The following is a 19037-nucleotide window of genomic DNA, read 5'->3' as shown; positions in this document are numbered from 1 at the left end:
ACAACGCCCATACGGTGACGGGGCCTTGACCCTCGTCTCGTACGGTGACGGACCCCTGCTCCTCATGGGCCCCGTACCGGAGTTGCGGCGCCGAGCCCCCCGCGCCCGGCGCCGCCTCCCGCCCGCACCCCCAGCTCCCTGAAATCCCCCTGACCATCCGGCACCGGCGCAGCAGCACCGTCAGGCAGCCCACAGCCCACAGCCCACAGCCCGCAACCCTCATCGGGTACGGGTACAGCCACCGGCACCCTGCGAACGGCCCACCGCCCCCGTACCAGGCTCAATACCCCCCGTACTCCAAGTCCTCCGTGTCTTCCCCCTCTTCCTCCAGCGCCTGCCGGACGACCCGGAGCGCCATGCCCTCCGGATAGCCCTTGCGGGCCAGCATTCCGGCGAGGCGGCGCAGCCGCTTGTCGCGGTCGAGGCCTCTCGTCGACCGCAGTTTGCGGTCGACCAGCTCCCGGGCGGTGACTTCTTCCTGCTCGGAGTCGAGCTGCCCGACGGCCTCATCGATCGTCGTGGAGTCGACCCCCTTCGTCCGCAACTCCCGCGCGAGCGCGCGCCGGGCCAGGCCCCGGCTGTGGTGCCGGGACTCCACCCAGGCCCCGGCGAAGGCGGAGTCGTTGATCAGGCCGACCTCTTCGAACCGGGACAGGACCTCGTCCGCCACCTCATCGGGGATCTCCCGCTTGCGCAGGGCGTCCGCGAGCTGCTTGCGGGTGCGCGGGGTGCCGGTGAGAAGGCGCAGGCAGATCGCCCGCGCCCGCTCCTCCGGCGGCAGTTCCCGCTCGCCGCCTCGTGCACGCGGCTCCCCCTGCCCGGCCCTCGACGGGTCGGGGGAACCGCTGTCCTCATCACCGCGGAACCAGCTGCCGGCGAAGGCTTCGCGGTCACTGAAGCCCTCGCCTTCTCCGCCGCGGTCGTCATACCCCCGGCCGCCTCCCCCACCGCGACGGCCACGTCGACCGCGGCGGCCACCGGCCGTGCCGGCGGAGAGTCCAGTGCCGGCGGAGAGTCCCGGTCCGGTTCCCCCGGACCGTCCCCAGGACGCGGTCCCGTCACCTTCGGGCGGGCCGCTCTCCTCCGGCCATTGCGTTCGCCGCACCACGGGCTAGCTCTTGGCCGCGACGGCCTTGGTCGACTTGGCCTTGGCCGCCGGTGCGGGCACCGACTTCGGCGCGTCCTTCGCGTCCTTCGCGTCCTTCGCGTCCTTGTCCGCCGCCGGCTCCCCCGCGGCGTCCGCGCTCGGCTCGCCCTCCGCTCCCGGACGCACACCGACGCCCAGCTTCTCCTTGATCTTCTTCTCGATCTCATTGGCGAGATCGGGGTTGTCCTTCAGGAAGTTGCGGGCGTTCTCCTTGCCCTGGCCGAGCTGGTCGCCCTCGTACGTGTACCAGGCGCCGGCCTTGCGGACGAAGCCGTTCTCCACGCCCATGTCGATCAGGCCGCCCTCGCGGCTGATGCCCTGGCCGTAGAGGATGTCGAACTCGGCCTGCTTGAAGGGCGGCGCAACCTTGTTCTTGACCACCTTGACGCGGGTGCGGTTGCCGACCGCGTCGGTGCCGTCCTTCAGGGTCTCGATACGGCGGATGTCGAGCCGCACCGAGGCGTAGAACTTCAGCGCGCGGCCACCGGTCGTGGTCTCCGGCGAGCCGAACATCACGCCGATCTTCTCGCGCAGCTGGTTGATGAAGATCGCAGTGGTCTTGGACTGGTTCAGGGCGCTGGTGATCTTCCGGAGCGCCTGGCTCATCAGACGGGCCTGCAGACCGACGTGCGAGTCGCCCATCTCGCCCTCGATCTCCGCACGCGGCACCAGGGCCGCCACCGAGTCGATGACGATGAGGTCGAGCGCGCCGGAGCGGACCAGCATGTCGGTGATCTCAAGAGCCTGCTCGCCGTTGTCCGGCTGGGACAGGATGAGGTTGTCGATGTCGACGCCGAGCTTCTTCGCGTACTCGGGGTCGAGGGCGTGCTCCGCGTCCACGAACGCGACCTGGCCGCCCGCCCTCTGGGCGTTGGCCACCGCGTGCAGGGTCAGCGTGGTCTTACCGGAGGATTCCGGTCCGTACACCTCCACCACACGGCCACGCGGGATGCCGCCGACGCCGAGCGCGACGTCGAGCGCGGTCGACCCGGTGGGGATGACCTCGATGGGCTCGTTCGGCCGCTCGCCCATGCGCATCACGGCGCCCTTGCCGAATTGCCGTTCAATCTGTGCGAGCGCGGCGTCCAGCGCCTTCTCGCGGTCCGTACCTGCCATGGGTTCCACCCGGTTTGCTTGAGTCGATCGCTTCACGTCCAAGACGCTAACGCCTGCCACTGACAATGCGCCCCGACGACGGCCCGGCCTGTGGATAACTCACCGAAGAACCCCGGAAATCCAGGGGCGGAGTGGAGCCGGAGATCCCATAAGAATGGATGTTCGATTTCTGTGTCAAGCGCACCACGCTGCCGCTTCAGGCCGCGCCGACCGCCGTGTCCCCGGCGCCCCCGGAAGGGATACAGGGCGAGCGCAGATGCTGGTGGAGGGCCGCGAAGGCCGTGCAGGTGAGCGGGAGAGCCAGGGCCGCCGCGACCAGAATGCCGACGACGACGGGGACGAGGATGCCGGCGTAGTAAGCGGCGAAGAAGTTTCCTGTGGCCTGCTCGACGAGGGTGCGTACGAGGGGGCGCAGTGGCAGGGCGAGCTGCACCGTCAGCCTGAGCACCCCGGCGGTGAGAGCGGCCAGCGGCAGCGCGATGGCGAGGACGCGGACTCCTCCGGCGCGCGTCCACGTCAGCGACCAGGAGCGGCGCAGGGCCGCGCGAGGTCCGAGGCCGTCGGCTGCGGCGGCCGGGGCGAGGGCGAGCGCGAGGCGCAGCAGCACGGCGACGCACACGGCCACCGCCGGGGAGGCGACGACAAGCTCGTAGGGCCACGATCCGGGGTCCAGAGGCAGCGGGGTGTCGAGATGGCTGCCGGTGAAGCCGTACGCCACGGCGGTGACGAGCAGCGGCAGGGACCATGCGACCAGGCCGCGCAGCGCGTACACGGCGAGCACCGGTCGCAGTCGCGCGTGGAGCGGGGCACTCGACCGCTCCCCTTCCTCGGCCGCTCGGCCCCCTGCTGCGACGGCCCGGGAACACACGCCCTGCAGCGCCGCGCTGCCGATGCCGAGGAGCAGCAGGAAGAGCGGGAGCGCGCAGACGGCGACCAGCCCCAGATCCGTCCCGTCGTGCAGGTAAGGGTCCTCGACGTAGCGGTAATAGATGAGCTGGTTCCGCATGCGGGTGAAGACGGGCCACGCGAGCGCGAATATCGCGGCCGTCATCAGCAGACCGGCCAGTCCGCAGAGGCCGACTACACGTGCCGTCGCACCCACCAGAGGCCCCCGGTGCCGGCGCAGAACGGCGAACGCCGTGGCAGCGACACCGCGTTGCGGGTCCTCTGCCGTCGAGGGCGCCGTACGGCCGTGCTGTGGGGTGCGCGTCATGAGGCGGGCCTTCTGTACGTTCCGGATCCGTTCCCAGTGGGGACGCGGGGCGGCCGAGCCACGGTTCTCGCACCCCGCCTTGGAACGGCAGGGCGCCCAGCGGCGCGTGCCCCCCCCGCGGCGATCGACAGTCAAACTTGTCAGTTTGCCTGTCGATTAGTTACGGTTGTCCCATGAACGCCCACGAGACCGCCGAGGAACTGCAGCTCGCGGTGGGCCTGCTGGTCCGTGAGCTGCGCGCGGCCGCCACGGCAACGGGAGTGACTCAGTCACAGACGGCCGTGCTCAAGCGGATCGAGCGCGAAGGGCCGTCCACGGGGGCCGAGTTGGCACGGGCCGAGAAGATCACCCCTCAGTCCGTCCTGGCCATCGTGTCCGCCCTGGAGTCCGCGGGCCTCGTCGAGCGCACCCCGCACCCCACCGACGGGCGCCGCCTCCTGGTCGCCCTGACCGACCAGGGCCTGACCTATCTGCGCGAGCGCCGGGAGGCCGGCCACAGCAGGCTCGCCGAGCTCATCGCGGACCGCCTCTCCCCGGCCGAGCAGCGACTGCTCGGCGAGGCCACCGTGCTGCTGCGGCGCCTGGCCGAGCACTGACACGCACCGAGCGACGCACGCCGGGCACCGTGCATCAAGCACCAAGCACCAAGCACCAAGCACCAAGCACCAACACGACGTATGTCCCCAAGCACGGCGTACGCACGCACCGAACAGAGGAACCCCCAATGTCCGAACTCGCCCTCGACAAGAGCACCGCACTCGTCCTGATCGACCTCCAGAAGGGCATCCTGGGCCTGCCCACCGTCACGCCCGCGGACGAGATCCTGAAGAAGGGCGTCCGCCTGGCCGAGGCCTTCCGGGCCCGGAACCTGCCCGTCGTCCTGGTCAATGTCGCCTGGTCGCCCGACGGCGGCGATCTGCCCGTCGGACGCGCGGACCTGCCGGGGCCGCAGGCCGCTCCTCCCGCGGAGTTCTCGGAGTTCCCCGAAGAGCTCACCGGCGAGGGCGACATCGTCATCACCAAGCGCCACTGGGGTGCCTTCACCGGTACCGAACTCGATCTGCAGCTGCGCCGGCGCGGCATCACCCAGATCGTCCTCGGCGGTATCTCCACGAGCATCGGCGTGGAGTCCACCGCGCGCACGGCCTGGGAGCACAGCTACCACCTGACGCTGGTCGAGGACGCCACCACCGACACCGACGCCGACGCACACGCGCACACCTTCGACAAGATCTTCCCGAGGATCGGCCAGGTCGCCACCACCGACGACGTCGTACGCCTGCTGGACTCCTGAACCCTCGGAACCGCGCCGAGCCTGAGCCCCCGGAACCCGCGCCCGGGACCGGCCGCACCACGCCGCCCGGAATATCCTTCCGGACATGGCACTCCCCCCGACCTCGCGCGAACAGCGCCTGTCCGCGCGCGCCAGGGACATCACCGTGGCGCTCGCCGTCACGGCCGTCGTCCTGGGCGGCACGTTCTGGGGGATGCGGGGCAAGCAGGAGACCTTCTGGCAGGCCGTCCTCGGCTGGGCGCTCGTCGGCATCGGCTGCGCGGCGCTGTACTTCCGGCGCCGCTGGCCCATCGCCGTCGCGGTCGTCACGCTCCTTGCCTCCGCCGCGTACTACCCGGTGAGCTCTTACGACGGCCCTTTGCTGGTCGCTTTCGTCATCGCCCTCTATACGGCGGCGGCCGAGGGGCGGTTCGCTGCGGCGGTCGCCCTCGGGGTCGTCGCGATGCTGCTCGTCGTCTACGGCGAGGTCCTGCAGGAACCGGGCCAGCGCAAGGTCGACGACATGTCGATCATGATGCTGGCGGGCTGGCTCCTCAGCCTCCTGGTGCTCGCGCGTGCTCAACGCACGCGTGCCGCCTATCTGGAGGAGGTACGCCAGCGTGCGCTCGCCGCCGAGCGGGAGCAGGAGGCACGGGCACAGCAGAGTGCCTCGGAGGAGCGTCTGCGCATCGCGCGGGAACTGCACGACGTCCTGGGGCACAGCATTTCGCTCATCAACGTGCAGTCCAGCGCCGCCCTGCACCGGCTGGGCAAGAACCGCGCCGAGGGCTCCCTCGCCACCGCGGAAGAGGCCCTCGAAGCGGTCAAGTCGACGAGCAAGAGCGCCCTGGACGAACTGCGGTCCACGCTCGGCATGTTGCGCCGGGCCGACGAGGCCGCCCCGACCGCTCCCACCTCGGGCCTGGAGCGGCTGCCCGAACTCCTGGAGCGGGCCAGGAGCACCGGCCTCGAGGTACACCTGGAGACGCACGGCACGGCACGGGCGCTGCCGCCGCCCCTGGACCTGGCCGCGTACCGGATCGTGCAGGAGTCGCTCACCAATGTGACCCGGCACGCGCGCGCGTGCCGGGTCACCGTCACGCTCGCCTACTCCGACGGGGAAGTCCGGGTGCGGATCGACGACGACGGCCGGGGCTCGCCCGACGAGTCGGCACAAGGCAGCGGCATCCACGGAATGGCCGAGCGCGCCAAGGCCTTCGGCGGCGAACTGACCGCGCGGAACACGGCCGACGGCTTCCGGGTGAGCGCCCGGCTGCCGTTCGAGGAAGAGCGATGAGCGCCGCAGACGCGCCAGCGATGAAAGCAGCCCGCACGCAAGCCACGCCTGCTGTCGGCACAGAAGCCGCAGATGCTGCCGGCACTCGGACCCCGAGTGCTGCCGGCACCCGGACCACGACTGCTGCCGACACCCGGGCCATGAGTGCCGTGGCCGCCCGTACGAGTGCCGTCGGGGCACAACCGCCGCTCAAGGGAGACCGATGACCGCCACCGACGCCCAGGACCCGGCCAACCCGGCCGTCCGGATCCGCGTCGTCCTCGCCGACGACCAGACACTCGTAAGAGCCGGTTTCCGCTCCATGCTCGACGACGAGGACGACATCGAGGTGGTGGGCGAGGCGGCCGACGGCGAGCAGGCACTGGCACTCGCGCGCAGGCTGCGCCCGGACGTCGTTCTGATGGACATCCGGATGCCGGGGCTCGACGGCCTCGAAGCCACCCGGCGCATCACCGCGGACCCCTCTCTGGAAGGCGTACGCGTCGTGATCCTCACGACCTTCGACGTCGACGACTACGTGTACGGCGCACTGCGCGCCGGCGCCTCCGGTTTCCTGGTCAAGGACACCGAGCCGATGGAACTCCTGCACGGGGTACGGGTGGTGGCGCGCGGCGACGCCCTGATCGCCCCCGCCGTCACCCGCCGCCTGATCGCCGAGTTCGCGGGCCGCAGCAAGCAGCCCGACCCCGGTCCGCGCCTCAACGCACTGACCGAGCGGGAGCGCGAGGTCATGGGTCTGGTCGGTGCCGGACTCTCCAACGACGAGATCGCCCAGCGCCTGGTGCTCTCACCGGCCACCGCGAAGACCCATGTCAGCCGGATCATGACCAAGCTGGATGTCCGGGACCGGGCTCAGCTGGTGATCCTCGCGTATGAATCCGGAATGATCACCCCCGGCTGGCTCGGCTGAGCGCTCCGCGGGAAATCCGGGATGGCACCCGCGGGTGCGTCGCGCCTTGCCGCTCCCCAAGCCGCTCAGCGGTCCCCCAGCCCCCCCCCCAGCCTCGGCCGGCAGTCATGCTCAGCCGGCAGTCACTCTCAACCGGCCGGGACCCTTCGCGCAGAGCCGGAGTCGGCGGCGGCCCGTGACGGACGCCCGCGCCGCCCGACCGTGAAATAGGCGGCGGCGAGGATCAACGCGCAGCCCACAAGCTGCAGGGCCGTGGGCCGCTCCCCGAGGACGGCGACGCCCAGGCCGAGCGCGCCCACGGGGGTCAGCAGGAGCAGTACGGCCCCCACGTGGCTGGCCAGATGCGGTGAGTGGATCGCGACCAGGAGCCAGCCGATCACGCCGCTGCTCACGGCCGCCAGGGCCAGCAGGGCGACGGCAGGGAGGCCCGGCGCGAAGTCGAGTCCGTAGTGGACCACGCCGGCCAGGGCCGACACCGCGGCGGCGGTGACGACCACCAGCATGTAGGTGACCTTGACGTGCCCCTGGAAGCCCCCTTTGCGCAGCAGGAACAGAAAACCCGAGTAGCACAGGGCGGCGAGGACCGCGTGCACCGTCCCGGCCTGGGGGTCGCTGCCGCTCGTACCGCTGTCGACCAGGCCGCCGGTGAGGGCCGTGCCGGCCACGAGCACGGGCAGCCAGAACAGGAAGCGGCGCGGCACCGGCTCCCGGTCGACCAGCCAGGCGAGCAGCGGCACCAGGACCACCTGGATGTTGACGAGCACGGTGGAAAGGCCCGCGCCCACCTCCCGGATCGCCTGGGTCCACAGCACCATGTCCCCGGCGAAACAGACACCCGCGGCCAGCCCATAGGCGTACTGCCTGCGTCCCGGCAGCCCCTCGCGGCGGTACTCGGGCAGGACGACCGGCAGCAGGAACGGCAGGGCGAGCAGACACCGGTAGAACGAAGCGGTCGCGGCGTCGGTTCCCGACAGGTCGATCAGCACCGGTGCGAGCGACAAGGACAGCGCCCCTACGGCGACCCACCACCGCGCACTCACAACTGCCCCTTCCGCCCTGCCCCTTCCGCCCTGCCCCTTCCGCCCTGCCCGTGCCTTCCTGACCGTCCGCCCCGATTACCCATGCTGCGCCTCCTCATGCGGACGCAACTTCTGGGGTACGCCGACGACGCCACCCACAACTGGGGATGTACGCACACTGCCCACCGGCGGCCGACGCCCCGGCGCAAGCCGTACGGCGACTCTGGCAGCGTGAATCCAGAGACCCTCGACCTCGCGCGGCTGCAGTTCGCCCTCACCGCGGGCGGCCACTTCCTGTTCGTCGCCCTCACTCTGGGCCTCGCGACCGTCGTCGCCTGCCTGCAGACACGGGCGACGCTGAGCGGCAGCGCGCTGCACGCGCGCATGGTGCGGTTCTGGGGCCAGTTGTACGTCATCAACTACGCGGTCGGGATCGTCACCGGCATCGTGATGGAGTTCCAGTTCGGTCTGAGCTGGAGCGGGCTCACGCACTACGCGGGCGATGTCTTCGGCGCCTCCATGGCCCTGGAGACGGTCGTCGCGTTCTTCGTCGAGTCGACGTTCCTGGGCCTGTGGATCTTCGGCTGGCATCGCTTCAGCAAGTGGGTGCACCTGGCGCTGATCTGGGTCGTCACCCTCACCGCGTACGCCTCGGCGTACTGGATCCTGGTCGCCAACGGCTTCCTCAACAACCCGGTGGGGCACCGCGAGAAGGGCGGCAGGCTCGTCCTGGCGGACGCGGCGGCCGTGTTCACCAACCCGAGCACGCTGGCGGCCTTCGGGCACGTCCTGAGCGGAGCCCTGCTGACGGCCGGGTTCTTCATGGCGGGGGTCAGCGCCTACCACCTCTTCAGGCGTACCCCCGAGTGGGAGTTCTTCGGGCGCAGCCTGCGCATCGGGGTGTTCGTGTCACTGCCCGCGCTGTTCGTGACGGCGGCCTTCGGCGGGGTGCAGTTCGTCGCGATGCAGCCCATGAAGGAGGCCGTCTTCAGTAAGAAGGGGGCCGAAGTGGCCCGGCTCCAGGCCGAGATGGTGACCCGGTTCGGGCCCGGCGACTATGTGCCGTCGGAAGCCCTCACGCGCGGCGCCGGCATCCTGATGCTGCTCGCCTTCGCGCTGATGATGTACCTGTGCCTGGCGGGGTTCGTGCTCGCCTGCTTCAAGAAGGCGGTCTTCCGCTTCCGGCTGTGGCACGTGGTCCTCATGGCGGCGGTTCCGCTGCCCTATCTGGCGATGATCAGCGGCTGGCTCTTCCGTGAGGCGGGGCGCCAGCCCTGGGTCGTATACGGCCTGTTGAAGACCGAGGACGCGGTTTCCGCGGTCTCCCCCGACGCCATGCGCGCCTCTCTGATCACCTTCACCGCCCTGTTCGTGCTGCTCGCCCTCGTCAACATCTGGCTTCTCCTGCGGCACGCGCGCGTGGGGCCCGTCGAGCGGGGCCTCGGCCATGACGACCGCGACGCCGCCGACCCGGCCGACTCCCTTGCCGCCGCGAGCTACTGAGGAGCGCTCATGGAAACCCTCGCTGTCTGTCTGCTCGCGTTCTTCGCAGCCGGGTACTTCGTGCTCGGCGGCGCCGACATCGGCACCGGGATGCTCACTCCGTACCTGGGGCGCACCGATGCCGAACGGCGCCTTGTGATCACGTCGTTCGCACCGTTCTTCCTCGGCAACGAAGTGTGGCTGGTGGCCACTGCCGGGCTGCTCATCGGCTGCTTCCCGGAACTCGAAGGGGAGCTCTTGAGCGGGCAGTTCGCGGTGGTGGTGCCGCTGCTCACCGGGTGGGTGGTGCGCGACATGGGCCTGTGGTTGCGCGGCCGCGGCGGCGGACCACGACTGCGTGCCGTATGCGACGGGGCCGTGGTGAGCGGGAGTTGGGCCGTCTCGCTCTCCTGGGGCTGGCTGCTCGCCTCGCTGCTGACGGGCTCCACGCACGAGCCTGCCACCGGCCCGGTCGCCGCGGTCACCGCGCTGGCCGTCGCCGCCCTGTTCGCGGCACACGGGCTCGGCTTCGCGGCCCTGCGCCTGACCGGAAACCCCTATGCACGCGCGCGTGTACTGGTCGGCCGCACGGGGCGCCCGTGGCAGTCCTTCGCCCTGACGGCCGCCTTGATGGCGGCGCTGCCGCTGCTCGCCGGCGCCGCGCTGCCCCTCGCCGACTCGGCCGCCGACGGCGCCACGCTCGCGTTCCTGGTACCCGCGCTGCTCGTGGTGACGCCGCTGCTCGTGGCCGTCCAGGCATGGATGTGGCGCACGTTCCGGCACCGCGTGACGCGGCCCTCGTACCTCTGAAGCCGACTGGCGCCCTCGTACCTCTGAAGCCTGCTGGCGCCCTCGTACCTCTGAAGACGGCCCGGCGGCCCGCACCTCCGAACCCCCTCTAGAGGAGCCCTCCATGAAATACGTACTCGCCGTTCTGGGCGGCCTGGTCGGCGGCTTCGTCGTCGGGGAGATGGTCGCGGCCGCGATCGGCGTCACCGCGCATCTCGCCTTCGACGCGGACATGCCGTTCGCCCTCAAGCTCATGCCCCTCTACCTCGCGCTCGCGGGCGCGGTGGCCGCCCCCTGGGTACTCGCCCGCCGCGGCTTCCCCTCCGGCGGCCCGCACGCCACCGGCCGCGGCACCAACTCGCCCTATGGAGACCCCCGATGACCGTCACGGCACCCGCCCGCACCCGCCAGGCGAGCCCTTTCGAGCGTCTGGCCGCCTTCTCCTTCCGCCACCGATGGCGGGCCCTGGTCCTGTGGATCGCTGTCCTCATCGGCATCACCGGCGCCTCAATGGCGGCCGGCAGCTCCTACCACAACGACTTCTCGCTGCCCGGCACCGATTCGCACCAGGCACAGAGTGTCCTGGAGAGGAACGGCTCCGCACAGGCCGACGCGTCCGTGCAGATCGTCCTCAAGGATGAGAGCGGCCTGCGCAAGAGCGACACCGAGCAGCGAGTCGGGACGATGCTCGACGAGGTCCGGGATCTGCCGGGCGTGCGCGACGTACGCAGTCCCTATGCGGACGACGCGGCCGTCTCCCGCGACGGCACCGTCGCCTATGCGACCGTCACCCTCGACAGAGAGGCCCAGAACATCCCCAAGGGGGACATACGGAAGATCATCGATACCGCCAAGTCCCTTGAGGGCGACGGGTTGCGGACTGCGGTCGGCGGTGACGCCGCGCGGGGCGCAGAGGAGGCCGGGGGCGGCGCGGCGGAGGGCGCGGGCATCCTCGGCGCCCTGGTGATCCTTGTCTTCCTTTTCGGGTCGCTGGTCGCGGCGAGCCTGCCGGTGGTCACCGCGCTGTTCGCGGTGGGCGGTTCGATCGGACTGATCGCGCTCGCCTCGCACGTCGCGGACATCGCGGACTTCACACCGCCGGTCATGATGCTGGTCGGCCTCGGCGTGGGCATCGACTACGCACTCCTGATCTTCTCGCGCTACCGGAGCGAGCTCCTCCGGGGCGCGGAGCCCGAGCAGGCCACCCGCAGCGCCCTGGACGCGGCGGGCCGCACCGTCTTCTTCGCGGGCTGCACGGTGATCATCGCGCTGATGGGCCTGGTGGCGCTCGGCCTCGGCTCACTGCAGGGAGTGGCCCTCGCGGTCGCCCTGACCGTCCTGGTGACGATGGCCGCCTCCCTGACCCTGCTGCCGGCCCTGCTCGGTGTCTGCGGCGCCCGCATCCGGCGCCAGGTCACCAGGCGCGCCGCGAAGAGCACGCGCGTGGAGGGCGCTGCCTGGCGGCGCTGGGCGAGCGGGGTGCAGCGGCGGCCGTGGGCGGCGCTGCTGGTCTCCGTGGCGGCGCTCGGCGCCCTCGCGGCGCCCGCCCTCGACCTGCGGCTCGGCTTCGCTGACGCGGGCAACGACACGGAGGCCAGCACCAGCCGTCAGGCCTACGACATGCTCGCCGACGGCTTCGGCCCCGGCTTCAACGGGCCGCTGTTCGTGGTCGCGGACGGCGGCGGCCAGAAGGCGGGCGCGGCGGTACGGCAGGCGCTCACGGACACTCCGGGTGTCGCCGCGGCCGCCGGCCCGCTCCCGTCCGACGACGCCTCGGTCACCACCGTCATCGCCTTCCCCGACTCGGCCCCGCAGGCCGAGGCGACCTCGCAGCTCGTGGACCGGCTGCGCGGCGACGTCCTGCCGTCCCTGGAGCGGCAGACCGGCGCCGAGCTCCTGGTCGGCGGAAGCACCGCCGCCACCGAGGACTTCGCGTCCACCGTGTCGGACCGGATGCCGCTCTTCGTCACGATCGTGGTGGGCCTCTCCACGCTGCTGCTGCTCGTGGTGTTCCGGTCCGTGCTGATCCCTCTGAAGGCGGCGCTGCTCAACCTGGTCAGCATCGGCGCCGCGCTCGGCGCGATCACTCTGGTGTTCCAGCACGGCTGGTTCGGCGTCGAAGCCGGTCCCATCGAGGCGTTCATCCCCGTGATGATCTTCGCGATCGTCTTCGGGCTCTCCATGGACTACGAGGTCTTCCTGCTCTCCCGCATCCATGAGGAATGGGAACGCACCAAGGACCCGCAGGTCGCGGTGCGCGAGGGCCTGGCGGCCACCGGCAAGGTCATCACGGCCACCGCAGCGATCATGATCGTGGTGTTCGCGGCGTTCATGCTCAGCCCCGACCGGATGCTGCAGCAGTTCGGCCTCGGCCTGGCGGTGGCGATCCTGCTCGACGCCGTGGTGATCCGCTGCCTGATCGTCCCCGCGGTGATGCAGCTGTTCGGCACGCGCGCGTGGTGGCTTCCGTCATGGCTCCGCCGACTGCTGCCGAAGGTGGAACTGGAACGGCGCCAGGGACTGCGGCGCCCCTGAGAGAGCCGGAGCAGTTGAGCGGCACCAAAGGGCACTGGACAGGCACTAGAGGGGTGGTTTCGTTCAGCCGTCCTTCTCGGGAGTGCGCTGTTCCGGCGGCGGCGGGTCCTCGTTCCTGGTGCGCAGGGCCCGCCGCAGCCGCACCAGGGGCGGGCCCGCTCGCCGCCTGTGCCCGTGCACGCGCGGGTCGTCCGTGACGTCGTACCGCTTCACATACGCCCCCAGGAAGGCCTGCAGCGTCGCCACCGCCGGAATGGCGATCAGCGCGCCGACCGCTCCGAGCAGCGCCGTGCCCGCGATGACCGAGCCGAAGGCGACCGCGGGGTGGATGTCGACGGTCTTCGCGGTGAGCTTGGGCTGCAGCATGTAGTTCTCGAACTGCTGGTAGACCACCACGAAAACCAGCACCCATAGTGCGTACCAGGGGTCTTCCGTGAACGCGATCAGCATCGGCAGCGCACCCGCCAGATAGGTGCCGATGGTGGGGATGAACTGCGAGACGAGGCCGACCCACATCGCGAGCGCGGGCGCGTAGGCCACCCCGAGTGCCTGCAGCAGGATGTAGTGCGCGACACCGGAGATCAGCGCCATCAGGCCGCGCGAGTACAGATAGCCGCCGGTCTTGTCGACGGCGATCTCCCAAGCGCGCAGCACCTCGGCCTGCTTGGCGGGCGGCAGCACGGAACACAGGGCGCGGCGCAGTCGCGGCCCGTCGGCCGCGAAGTAGAACGAGAACAGCAGGATCGTCAGGAGCTGGAAGAGCCCGCCGAGGACCTGCGCGGATACGTCGAGGACGCCGGTCGCGCTGTTCTGCACGTACTTCTGCAGCCAGTCCGAGTGCACCAGGCTGTCCTGCAGCTCGACCCGGGACAGCTCCGTGTGGAAGGTCGAGTTGATCCAGCTGATGACCGAGTCGAGGTACTGCGGAAAGTCCTCGACCATGTCGACGATCTGGCCCGCGAGCATCGAGCCGAGCAGTGTGACGAAGCCCGCACCGGCGACGACCACGCCGAGGAAGACCAGAGCGGTGGCGATCCCCCTGCGCATGCCCCGGTGGGACATCCGGCTGACCGCGGGCTCCACGGCCAGGGCGAGGAAGAACGCGATCAGGATGTTGGTCAGCAGACCGATCAGCTGGTGGAAAGCCCAACTGCCCAACTGGAAACAGGCGATCAGGGCGAGCGCGAGCACCATGGCGCGCGGCAGCCACCGTGGCATGCGGCTGCCCGGCCCCTCCGCTGCGGGCCCGTCGGGGGGCGTCATCGACGGCGGGCCCGTGTCCTGCGCCGTTGTCTCACTGAGTGCTTCGCTGGGTGCCACGGGGTCAGTCTCGCGCACCCGGCCGACAATCGGGCAGCCGTCCCACCGTTCGCGGTTTCCGCGGCCACCGGACGGACGGTTCGGCGGGGCTCGACGCGGCCTTCAGCGTTTGTCCTCCGGAAGCGTCCCCCGGCGGTCGGGCGGCAGGCCCATCGCACTGCACACCGCCCGCCAGACCTCCTTGGTCTCCCAGCCGGCGTCGAGCGCTTCGTGCACCGTGCGCCCACCGAGCTCCGCCATCACATGATCACGCGCGAAGGAGTCGGCGTACGAGGCACCGAACTGCTCCGCCATCCGCTCCCAGAAGACCGTCAACCGCATGACTCCAGTATCGCGCCCCTGAGAGTGGGCCCGGGCCCGAGGAGCTGTCTGGAAGCGCTCACCGCCCTACGGTTCGGTGCATGGCTGAATCCGCACCCCCAGGAGCGCCTCAGGCGCCCGTGCGCGCCCCCCGTCAGAGGGCCCCGCAGCCCTCCCGGCTCGCCCGCGCAGAGCAGTTCATCTGGCTCACCGCGCGCGTGCTCGAGCAGCGCAGGTTCGCCCACCATTTCCTGGGCGGCTCCGCCGAGGCGGTCGACACCGCCCTCTGCGCCTACCGCAACGAGGACGACGGCTACGGCCACGCCCTCGACCCCGACCTGCGCGGCCCGGTGAGCCAGCCGCTGCACACCGTCCACGCGCTGCGCGTCCTGGACGCCATCGGGCACTGCGGAGGGCTGCGGGTGGAGCGGATGTGCCGCTACCTGTCCGAGGTGTCGACCGCGGACGGTGCGCTGCCCGCGATCCACCCGAGCCAGCGCGGCTACCCCATGGCGCCCTTCGTGCCGATCGAGGACGACCCGCCGAGCGATCTGCTCGCCACCGGCCCGGTGGTGGGCCTGCTGCACCGCAACGAGGTGTGGCACGCCTGGCTGTTCCGCGCCACCGACTACTGCTGGGCCGCGGTCGAGTCGCTCGAGAAGTCCGACCCGTACGAGATCCACGCGGCCATCGCCTTCCTGGACGGTGTCCCCGACCGCTCCCGCGCGCAGGCCGCGGCCGACCGCCTGGGGCGTCTGGTGCGGGACCAGCGCCTTGCCGTACTCGACCCGGAGCAGCGCGACGACTACCCGGTCGCGCCCGGCTACGCCCCGGACGAGCACCACTTCCCGCACGACTACGCGCGCGTGCCTGAGTCCCTGGCCCGTATGTGGTTCACCGACGAGGAGATGAACCGCTCCCTTGACCACCTGGGACACCAACAGCAGGAGGACGGCGGCTGGCCGGTCAACTGGCGCCAATGGGCCCCCGGTTCGGGCCTCGAATGGCGCCCGATCGTCACCATCGAAGCCCTGCGCACCCTGCGGGCGTACGGCCGGAACCTGGACTGAGAGCCGGGCACCTGTCCCGGCCGGCCGCGCCGGGGGCGCTCAGCCGGTCCCGGGCCGGCCACCACCGGGCTCCGGATCCGTCTCTTCGGCCTCGTCGGCGTCCCGCAGCAGGAGGGCCGCGATGGCGAGTGCCGTCCCGCGCGGGGACAGCAGATCGATGCCGGTCTGCTCGACGATCTTCGCCAGCCGGTTGTCGACCGTGTTGGGGTGCAGGCCGAGCACGGCGGCCGTCGCCCGCCGGTCCTGCCGCTCGGCCAGATGAGTGCGCAGGGTCTGCAGCAGTTCGGGGCGGTCGGCGAGCGGGTCGAGGAGCGCGGCCACCTGACGGCTCGACCCGCTGGGCCGCGACAGATGGAACTCCAGCAGGACGTCGTCCAGGCGGTGCAGCCCCGGCGGCAGGCCGCACGCGCGCGTGACGCGCAGAATCTCCACGGCCGTTCGCACCGCCCCGGGAATCTCGTCCGGTGCGCCGGCCGCCGCCCAGGCGACCCGGACCTGCCCGCCGCAGGCCCGGCCGAGCCGTACCGCGAGATCCTCGGGCGGCTCGCACGGCTTGGGCACGACGGCCCGCCCTAGGCCCCCGTCGAGAAGCATCGGGACCTCCGTGCCGAAGGCGTGGTCGAGCGCTGTCTGCACCCGCCGCCGACGGCGCCGCTCGGCCACCGACCCGGGCGGCGCCCCGGTGCCGAGCCGTAGCGCGAGGACCACGGTGGGCCCGTGCAGGCGCAGCTCGTCCAGGAGGACGTGACCGGGCGGCAGGACGCCGTCCAGGAGGCCGCGCAGCAGCGAGCTGCGCTGGGCCCGGGCGTCGGCGTCCAGGGCCGCACGCTCGTCCACGTAGGTCTCCGCGACGGCGCCCACGACTCGGTGGTGGGACTCGAGGAGCAGGTCGACGAGCTCGGCGAGCGCGGCCTCCTCGCCGGGCAGCGCCGCGTCCCGCAGCGCCTGCCACAGCACGTACATCCCCAGGGAGTGGGTGCGCAGCAGCAGGTGCAGCGGCATGCCCTCCTCGGCCCGCTGGGCGGCGCGCTCACGGAACAGACCGAGACCGGTGCGGTCCGCGCGCGGGTCGATGCGGTCCGCGCGCGGGACGGTGCCGTCCGGACGCGGGACGGCGCGGTCCGCGCGCGGGACGGCGCGGTCCGCGCGCGGGACGGTGCCGTCCAGGCGCAGGACGGTGCCGTCCAGGCGCGGCTCGGGTCGGTCCGGGCGCGGGGCGATGCGATCAGGACGCGGCTCGGCGCGGTCCGCGCGCGAGGCGCTGGCCCGGCGCAGGAAGAGCCGGATGCCGTGCCGGGCCGTCGCGGTGATCTCGACGTCCTTGACGTCGCCGGGGAGTTCGGCATAGCCCGGCAGCGCCGTAAAGGCCTCACGGGCCATGCGCCGGGCCAGCTCGTCGGCCTTCGGAGCGACGCGGGCGGCCAGCGCACGGGCCTCGGGAGACGGTGCCATGGGTCAGCCGATCGCCCGCACGCCCGCCGTGACGACAACCGCGGCCGCGATGATCACGAGGAACGGTGCCCGCAGCAGGAGGGCCACTCCGGCGGCGGCGAGTCCGGCCGCCTTGGCGTCGAGGACCAACTGCTGTCCGTCACCGAAGGTCTGCTGCGCGGTGAGCGCGGCGAGCAGCGCCACGGGAAGCAGCGCGGCGAGCCGCTGGACGAGCGGCCGCTCCAGCACTCCGGCGGGCACCAGGAGGCCGAGCAGCTTGACGGCGTAGCAGCCGACGGCGGTCAGGGCGATGGCGAGCCAGATGTTCAACGGTCTTTCCTCTGTGCGGAATCGGAGCGTCGGGAGGCGATCTTGCGGCCTTCCACGAAGAGCACGAGCGGCGCGGCGAGCGCCGCCACCAGGACCGGGACCCCGGCGGGCAGCACCGGAAGGAGCCCCAGGCCCAACAGGACGGCGAGCACCGCGACGACGCGCTCCGTCGCGGTGCGCAGCATGGGCGCGAGCAGTGCGAGGAAGGTCGCGGGCCCTGCGGCGTCGAGGCCCCACGCGTCGGTGTCACCGAGGGCTTCCGCGCCGAGGGCACCGAGCAGTGTGGTGAGGTTCCACAGCACATAGAGGGTGAGCCCGGTGGCGGTGAAGCCGATACGGCGGGCCCGCCGGGTGGGCTGGGCGAGGGTGACTGCGGCGGTCTCGTCGATCACCCAGTGGGCGGCGAAGGGCCGCACCGCGCGGGGCAGCATGAGGAGCTGCGAAAGCCGCAGCCCGTAGAAGGCGTTGCGGACACCCAGGAAGAAGGCCCCGGCCGCGGCGGTCAGCGGATTGCCGCCGCCCGCGAGCGCTCCGACGAGCGCGAACTGCGAGGCGCCGGTGAACACGAGGAGGCTGAGGGCGCAGGTCTGCAAGAGGTTCAGGCCGTTGCCGACGGAGGTGACGCCAAAGGCGAACCCGGAGAGGCCGACGGCAATGCCTACGCCGAGTGCGTCCCTGATGACGGCGGAGTCGGGTTTGGCGACGCCTTCGGGACCGGTTGCCCGACCACCGGGCGGATCGCCGTCCCCGGCACGTATAGCTGCGGATGCTGTCTGTTCTGCCACGCCTCTGAAGGTACGGGGAGGAGGCCCGGCCGTTCTTGTACGTTCTTGCGCCCGCTCTCACCCGCCTCTGTTTCCGCATCCGCACGCCCCCGGCGCGCACGCTGGTAGGCGCCGGGCGGCACGCCCACGATCCGCGTGAAGTGCCGGTTGAGGTGCGGCTGGTCGGTGAAGCCCACGGCGGCGGCCGCGTCGGCGGGTGGGGTGCCGCCGTCGAGGAGCGCGCGGGCACGCCGCACGCGCGCGTTGGTGAGCCAGGTGTGCGGCGGCATGCCGTACTCGCTCTTGAAGGCCCGCAGCAGCGCGAAGGGGCTGGTACCGAGTTCGGTGGCGAGCGCCTCCAGGGAAGGCGGCTCGGCCATCCGCTCCTCGAGAAGGTCCCGCGCGCGTGCCGCATTGCGACAGCCCGCGGTACGCAGGGCGCGGTCGGGCAGGGCGCTGCCGTAGCGGCGCAGCAGCCGGGTCACCAGGATGCGCAGAACGCTGTCGGCCGCGAGCGCGTTGCCCTCCTCCGCCGCCCGGTGCACCTCGCGGATCAGGTGCGCGCCCTGCGGATCGGGCACATCCACCTCCGCGAAGCCCACGGTGCCGCGGATGCTGGTCGTCTCGGCGGCGATATCGGCGATGACCTGCGCGGACGGATACAGCGTCGAGTACACCCAGCCCTCGGGCACTCCGGCGCGGGCCGCGTGCGGCACCTCCGGGTTGATCATGATCACGCTGCCCGGCAGCGCGTGCACGGTGCCCTCCGGCATCACGACGTCCTCGACGCCGCCACTGACCGCCCCGAGCACATAGCCCTCATGGCTGTGCCGGGGAAACGAGTGCCGGACGTACCGGGCCCGCAGCAGGTCGATGCCCGGCAGCGCCTCGTGCTGCCAGTACCGCGCCCACTCCTGCTTCCCCATGCCCGCATTCTCGCAAGCCGCCCCGCAGCGGGCCCCGCCCGACCCGGCCGAGCCCGCAGGGCCGCCACGCATCCCCGCACACACTGCCCGGCCACCACGCCTCCCCGCGCGCGCC

The 19037-nt window shown here is 71.6% G+C and carries 19 protein-coding genes; 9 read left to right on the top strand and 10 right to left on the bottom strand.

The features are described 5' to 3' along the window. Nucleotides 1–280: 280 nt before the first annotated feature. From recX to ACFQVC_RS00180, 3 genes are all read right to left on the bottom strand, one after another. Nucleotides 281–1108: a recombination regulator RecX gene (gene recX, locus ACFQVC_RS00190; protein ID WP_381825067.1), complete on the bottom strand. Its 828-nt coding sequence runs from the start codon at nucleotides 1106–1108 to the stop codon at nucleotides 281–283. 3 nt (nucleotides 1109–1111) lie between these two features. Beyond that, nucleotides 1112–2263: a recombinase RecA gene (recA, locus tag ACFQVC_RS00185; protein WP_381825066.1), complete on the bottom strand. Its 1152-nt coding sequence runs from the start codon at nucleotides 2261–2263 to the stop codon at nucleotides 1112–1114. A gap of 196 nt (nucleotides 2264–2459) precedes the next feature. Then, nucleotides 2460–3476, bottom strand: a complete 1017-nt coding sequence (locus ACFQVC_RS00180; protein ID WP_381825065.1) for a hypothetical protein — start codon at nucleotides 3474–3476, stop codon at nucleotides 2460–2462. A 173-nt stretch (nucleotides 3477–3649) separates the two neighbouring features. On the opposite strand from ACFQVC_RS00180, the gene ACFQVC_RS00175 reads away from it, so the two are divergent. The 4 genes from ACFQVC_RS00175 (at nucleotide 3650) to ACFQVC_RS00160 (ending at nucleotide 6956) form a co-directional block, all read left to right on the top strand. Continuing rightward, the gene (locus tag ACFQVC_RS00175; protein ID WP_381825064.1) at nucleotides 3650–4072 is read left to right on the top strand and encodes a MarR family winged helix-turn-helix transcriptional regulator; all 423 of its coding nucleotides are present in this window, start codon (nucleotides 3650–3652) and stop codon (nucleotides 4070–4072) included. A 128-nt stretch (nucleotides 4073–4200) separates the two neighbouring features. After that, complete coding sequence (locus ACFQVC_RS00170; RefSeq protein WP_381825063.1) at nucleotides 4201–4770, top strand: hydrolase; 570 nt, start codon at nucleotides 4201–4203, stop codon at nucleotides 4768–4770. An 85-nt stretch (nucleotides 4771–4855) separates the two neighbouring features. After that, a complete protein-coding gene (locus ACFQVC_RS00165) occupies nucleotides 4856–6046 on the top strand; it encodes a sensor histidine kinase (RefSeq protein ID WP_381825062.1) in 1191 nt (396 codons plus the stop codon). Nucleotides 6047–6248: 202 nt separating this feature from the next. Further along, a complete protein-coding gene (locus ACFQVC_RS00160) occupies nucleotides 6249–6956 on the top strand; it encodes a response regulator (protein WP_381825061.1) in 708 nt (235 codons plus the stop codon). A 128-nt stretch (nucleotides 6957–7084) separates the two neighbouring features. Here ACFQVC_RS00160 and ACFQVC_RS00155 read toward each other — a convergent pair whose 3' ends face one another. Then, a complete protein-coding gene (locus tag ACFQVC_RS00155; RefSeq protein WP_381825060.1) occupies nucleotides 7085–7996 on the bottom strand; it encodes a DMT family transporter in 912 nt (303 codons plus the stop codon). Between the two features lie 210 nt (nucleotides 7997–8206). Between ACFQVC_RS00155 and ACFQVC_RS00150 the strand changes: the two genes are divergently transcribed. The 4 genes from ACFQVC_RS00150 (at nucleotide 8207) to ACFQVC_RS00135 (ending at nucleotide 12781) form a co-directional block, all read left to right on the top strand. Beyond that, complete coding sequence (locus tag ACFQVC_RS00150) at nucleotides 8207–9478, top strand: cytochrome ubiquinol oxidase subunit I (protein WP_381825059.1); 1272 nt, start codon at nucleotides 8207–8209, stop codon at nucleotides 9476–9478. A gap of 9 nt (nucleotides 9479–9487) precedes the next feature. Further along, nucleotides 9488–10267: a cytochrome d ubiquinol oxidase subunit II gene (locus tag ACFQVC_RS00145; RefSeq protein ID WP_381825058.1), complete on the top strand. Its 780-nt coding sequence runs from the start codon at nucleotides 9488–9490 to the stop codon at nucleotides 10265–10267. A 103-nt stretch (nucleotides 10268–10370) separates the two neighbouring features. After that, nucleotides 10371–10628 carry a DUF5957 family protein gene (locus ACFQVC_RS00140; RefSeq protein WP_381825057.1) on the top strand — a complete coding sequence of 86 codons (258 nt, stop codon included), beginning with the start codon at nucleotides 10371–10373 and terminating at the stop codon, nucleotides 10626–10628. Then, nucleotides 10625–12781 (top strand): MMPL family transporter, encoded by a 2157-nt coding sequence (locus ACFQVC_RS00135; RefSeq protein ID WP_381825056.1) that lies wholly within the window; start codon nucleotides 10625–10627, stop codon nucleotides 12779–12781. The genes ACFQVC_RS00140 and ACFQVC_RS00135 overlap by 4 nt, the downstream gene beginning before the upstream one ends. A gap of 63 nt (nucleotides 12782–12844) precedes the next feature. Here the strand turns inward: ACFQVC_RS00135 and ACFQVC_RS00130 are convergent, their stop codons facing one another. Beyond that, nucleotides 12845–14044: an AI-2E family transporter gene (locus ACFQVC_RS00130; RefSeq protein WP_381826996.1), complete on the bottom strand. Its 1200-nt coding sequence runs from the start codon at nucleotides 14042–14044 to the stop codon at nucleotides 12845–12847. A 159-nt stretch (nucleotides 14045–14203) separates the two neighbouring features. Then, the gene (locus ACFQVC_RS00125) at nucleotides 14204–14422 is read right to left on the bottom strand and encodes a DUF3046 domain-containing protein (RefSeq protein ID WP_381825055.1); all 219 of its coding nucleotides are present in this window, start codon (nucleotides 14420–14422) and stop codon (nucleotides 14204–14206) included. A gap of 80 nt (nucleotides 14423–14502) precedes the next feature. On the opposite strand from ACFQVC_RS00125, the gene ACFQVC_RS00120 reads away from it, so the two are divergent. Beyond that, nucleotides 14503–15471: a hypothetical protein gene (locus tag ACFQVC_RS00120; protein WP_381825054.1), complete on the top strand. Its 969-nt coding sequence runs from the start codon at nucleotides 14503–14505 to the stop codon at nucleotides 15469–15471. A 39-nt stretch (nucleotides 15472–15510) separates the two neighbouring features. Here ACFQVC_RS00120 and ACFQVC_RS00115 read toward each other — a convergent pair whose 3' ends face one another. Genes ACFQVC_RS00115 through ACFQVC_RS00100 form a run of 4 tightly spaced genes read right to left on the bottom strand, consistent with a single transcriptional unit; the run spans nucleotide 15511 to nucleotide 18922 of the window. Beyond that, the gene (locus ACFQVC_RS00115; protein WP_381825053.1) at nucleotides 15511–16923 is read right to left on the bottom strand and encodes a PucR family transcriptional regulator; all 1413 of its coding nucleotides are present in this window, start codon (nucleotides 16921–16923) and stop codon (nucleotides 15511–15513) included. 3 nt (nucleotides 16924–16926) lie between these two features. Then, the gene (locus ACFQVC_RS00110; RefSeq protein WP_381825052.1) at nucleotides 16927–17232 is read right to left on the bottom strand and encodes an AzlD domain-containing protein; all 306 of its coding nucleotides are present in this window, start codon (nucleotides 17230–17232) and stop codon (nucleotides 16927–16929) included. Then, nucleotides 17229–17990: an AzlC family ABC transporter permease gene (locus ACFQVC_RS00105; RefSeq protein ID WP_381826994.1), complete on the bottom strand. Its 762-nt coding sequence runs from the start codon at nucleotides 17988–17990 to the stop codon at nucleotides 17229–17231. Before ACFQVC_RS00105 ends, ACFQVC_RS00110 begins: the two co-directional genes overlap by 4 nt. Further along, nucleotides 17891–18922, bottom strand: coding sequence for an AraC family transcriptional regulator (locus tag ACFQVC_RS00100; protein ID WP_381825051.1), 1032 nt, complete (start codon nucleotides 18920–18922; stop codon nucleotides 17891–17893). The genes ACFQVC_RS00105 and ACFQVC_RS00100 overlap by 100 nt, the downstream gene beginning before the upstream one ends. Between the last annotated feature and the right edge of the window lie 115 nt (nucleotides 18923–19037).

It is taken from the genome of Streptomyces monticola (assembly GCF_042665355.1).
Lineage (GTDB): Bacteria > Actinomycetota > Actinomycetes > Streptomycetales > Streptomycetaceae > Streptomyces > Streptomyces monticola.
The sequence above is the reverse complement of the archived record's forward strand: the minus strand, read 5'-3'. Positions and strand labels throughout refer to the sequence as shown.